The organism is Aequorivita echinoideorum, from assembly GCF_018476645.1.
Lineage (GTDB): Bacteria > Bacteroidota > Bacteroidia > Flavobacteriales > Flavobacteriaceae > Aequorivita > Aequorivita echinoideorum.
This window is the reverse complement of record NZ_JAHCTB010000014.1, coordinates 1-3,714: the sequence shown is the minus strand read 5'-3', so window position 1 is coordinate 3,714 and position 3,714 is coordinate 1. Positions and strand designations below refer to the sequence as shown.

The following is a 3,714-nucleotide window of genomic DNA, read 5'->3' as shown; positions in this document are numbered from 1 at the left end:
ATCAATGTTGCCGAAGTCTAAAAGCTTCACCGTATAACATAACCTTACTCCGCTCTTTTGTTCTTTCTGATTAGTACTTAAAGTTAACTGATTTAGTAAAAATCAAACTTAAGATGTATAACCGCAAGTGGGGCAGCGTTCCAGCTTGAAAGTCATTGCTCTTTTAGTTGCTTTACGTCAGGTAGAAAGGTCAGAGTATTTAATCCCCACCTGACGGTTATACTCAACGTTACCTGCAAGCATAAAGAACGACACGACAATATGAAACAAAAATTAACGATACTATTTGCAGTCATTACTTTGACAGCATTCGGACAGAAAAACCAAACGGTTGACCTAAAATGGAAAATTGGGTCAAATGAAAAACTCAACTACTTGACTGCAATGAGTGACATTGACACTTCTTCTATTGAAATGGATTTTGGTGGACTGTTCAAGGCTCTTTCGGACAGCACAGACAATGGATTGAAAGAAAGTAAAAGCTTTTTTAAGAAATTTAATGACGCCTTTAAAAATCAGGACTATGTTACGACACTTAGCAATAAAGATAACGGTGTAATTGACATAGTAATGACGACAAGACCAAAAGAACCAATTAAAGAAACAGACATTGACACGACTGACAGTAAAGAAAAAGAAGTACTAAAAATGATGCAGTCAATGACACAAGGAGTTATGCTTCGTGGTTCTGTTTACGAGACAGGTGGAATTCATAGTTTTTGGGTTAAAAGTGCCCAGAAAAACTTGATTGCACTATTTTTTGAATTGCCAACGAAACCAGTAAAAGTTGGAGACAAATGGTCACTTGATATTAATCTTATAACAAATGACCAAAACTTTGACTGTGACTCATCATACAAAATCAATGAAGTGATGCTTATTGACATCAAAACAATAGACGGAGAAAAAATAGCCGTCCTTAAATACAACATAGTCGAATATGTAAAGGGTAATTTCAACACTCCCGCTTTTTTTGGTAGTGACGGTGGACAAAAAGAAACAATGATGAAATTTACTCATCAAGGAATCGCAGAGTTTTCAGTTGACAAAGGACGTTGGGTGAATTATGACGGAATAATGAGTTTAGAAGCGACAGGTGTAATGACTGCAAATAAGAAAACGAAATTTACATTAATAGATGAAAAGAATGCCAGCAGGTAACAGCGTATATAACTTATGGCGGGGCAAGTGGTTAATTCGAGTTCTGTGCTTTTAAGAAAGTTTGGTGCAAGCTGACAAGAAAGAGCTTCGAAATCCGCCACAAGTTATATACGCAAAACGTTACCTGCAAGCTAAAAAAATGCTGAACTACGATAAAATTTACAAGATTGGAGAATCTTTTTCGAATAAACCATTTCGAGGAGTAATTGAAAATTATGACTTGGCAGAACCTGAAATTTCTCGCGGAGAAAAAGAAGTATCTGAAATTGTTCCTGTCAAACATTCTATGGGTGGGAAATCACTTTATGATATTATTTGGACAACTAATGCGTATCCACTAATCGTGAGTGAAAGAATAATCGAATTGTTTAAATCAAACGGAATTACAGGTTGGAAAACCTACAACGTTAAAATTTACTCAAAAAAGAATGAATTGATTGACCAAAAGTTTTTCGGACTTATTATTACTGGGCGTTGCGGACATCGAGATTTCTCTAAAAGTTCAATAGTTTTAGACAAAATTGGAATTTACACAGAACCACACATTAAAGGTTTCTACTTTGAAAAGGATTATTGGGACGGTTCTGACTTATTTATGGATAATCCAGATGAAAATGGAAATACAACTGTGTTCCGTTTTTGCTCACAAAAAGTTGTAGACTTATTTAAAAAAGAAAAAATAAAGAATATAAATTTTACAAATCTCAATGAGCCAACATTGGCAATTGAATTATATAAAGTAACTCTGACCGACAACCAACAATTTAAAATGGAACAATTAAAAGCCAGCAGGTAACACCGGCTATAGTTCATTGCTTCTGACTTTCCTTTCGGAAAGTCCTCGCAAATTTGCTATCTTCGGTTCACGGCGGAAAATCCTTGCGGATTTTCACGCAACGAAACCATAGCCAAACACGTTCTATGCAATTTTGAAAAAAACATCGTGCTGAACAAAAAACAAATTTAATTAACCCTAAACTATTTAAATTATGGCAAAGTCAAGCGGACTAAAAAATGCACCAAGTACAACCGGTAATCCATCTGGAAAAGGTAGAGCTAATAATCCACCAAGCAAATCTGGCGGAAGTTCAAAAGGTTCTTCTTCTGTTTCGAAAGGCGGTTCTAAAGGAAAATAACTAAAAATCTTGCACGATTGGTTTATACTAATCGTGCATTTTATAATTTATGCGAGAAAATTTTGACGTAACAGGTTATTTTTATAAAATCAATAAATTAAAGTGTAGGAAGTATTTGAACATTAAAAGGAAAGGCTTTCAAATTCAAATGCCCGATTTAATGGTTGTTATGATGAACCCTGGAAAATCAAAACCAGTTAATGGCATTGATGACGGAAAAAAGGAAGTTGAAACCATTCCTGACCGCACTCAAGACCAAATAATGCGAGTTATGGAAAACTGCGGATTTCAATATTCTCGAATACTCAACCTTTCAGATATTCGAATAACACCAAGCGGAGCGTTTTATAATTTATTACCAACATTAGAAAAAGAACAAATACCTCATTCAATTTTCAGTTCTCATAGAGAGAAAGATTTTAGAGAATTATTTGTGAAGAATATACCCACTATATTTGCTTGGGGCGTTGATAAAAATTTGACCGAATTGGCTAAGATTGCGACCGATAATATAGGAATTGAAAACCCAATTGGATTGAGAAAAATCGGTCAAGAATATGCTTTTTATCATCCACTTCCTCGCAATAACAACGACCAAATAAAATGGGTTGCTCGAATAACAGAGCGAATAAAAACTGCATAGAACAATGTATATAGCCCATAGCTGGGAAGTGCCTAAACCAAAGGCTCGGGCGCATTTGCAAAGACCGCCAAATTTTTAAATTTGGCTCGTTAGTAAAAATAAGATAACAAGAAAATTTAAAAATTCGGCTCAGTGCTTAACCGAAAAACCCGTACCTTTTTGCACGCTACGGGCCATATACTGGACCGTTACCCAACATTTGACCAAACAATAATGAGAAGGAAAAGACTACAACATAATGCTGACATTTTTTGCGATATGTTCGCTGGTTGGAAAATAGTGAACGATATGAAATCTTTGGTTGAATTGGAAAGTGGAATTATTGAATTTGATTTCCTGAATAGAACTCAAAAACTCAACAATGCGGAATCGAAAACTGACTTTAATATGTTTTATGAAATTTCGGAATGGTTTGCGGACGATTTAAAAAAGCACAATATCGAAACGGAATTTATTAAAGAGGCAAAAGTAAAGGCGGAATTTAAAGTTGAATTTACTGCTGGAAAAAAGAAGTCTCGAACGAAAGGAATTACTGAACTATATCTGAATTTAAACTCTTGGATTTTAACAGACGAAAAAGAATATAAATCGGAAAAGGAAGAAACTCAAGAATTTCACCATATTGAACGGAAAGAAAAAACGTTGGGTAACAATGTATAACCGCAATTACGGCGGATTCGACTACGTCCGAATCCACTCGGAATTGCTAACGTCAGTTCCATACCGAAAATTTTCGCTAACTTGCCCGTAACTGCGGTTATACTTGACCGTTAG

The 3,714-nt window shown here is 35.2% G+C and carries 5 protein-coding genes; all 5 read left to right on the top strand.

Features of this window, described 5'->3' with window-relative positions:
• The first annotated feature begins 261 nt into the window (after positions 1–261).
• Positions 262–1,161 carry a hypothetical protein gene (locus tag KIV10_RS13735; protein WP_214114709.1) on the top strand — a complete coding sequence of 300 codons (900 nt, stop codon included), beginning with the start codon at positions 262–264 and terminating at the stop codon, positions 1,159–1,161.
• Positions 1,162–1,225: 64 nt separating this feature from the next.
• Positions 1,226–1,957: a hypothetical protein gene (locus KIV10_RS13730; protein WP_214114707.1), complete on the top strand. Its 732-nt coding sequence runs from the start codon at positions 1,226–1,228 to the stop codon at positions 1,955–1,957.
• A 193-nt stretch (positions 1,958–2,150) separates the two neighbouring features.
• The gene (locus KIV10_RS13725) at positions 2,151–2,297 is read left to right on the top strand and encodes a hypothetical protein (RefSeq protein ID WP_214114706.1); all 147 of its coding nucleotides are present in this window, start codon (positions 2,151–2,153) and stop codon (positions 2,295–2,297) included.
• Between the two features lie 49 nt (positions 2,298–2,346).
• Positions 2,347–2,940: a hypothetical protein gene (locus tag KIV10_RS13720; RefSeq protein ID WP_214114704.1), complete on the top strand. Its 594-nt coding sequence runs from the start codon at positions 2,347–2,349 to the stop codon at positions 2,938–2,940.
• A gap of 132 nt (positions 2,941–3,072) precedes the next feature.
• Positions 3,073–3,600: a hypothetical protein gene (locus tag KIV10_RS13715; RefSeq protein WP_214114703.1), complete on the top strand. Its 528-nt coding sequence runs from the start codon at positions 3,073–3,075 to the stop codon at positions 3,598–3,600.
• Positions 3,601–3,714: the final 114 nt, after the last annotated feature.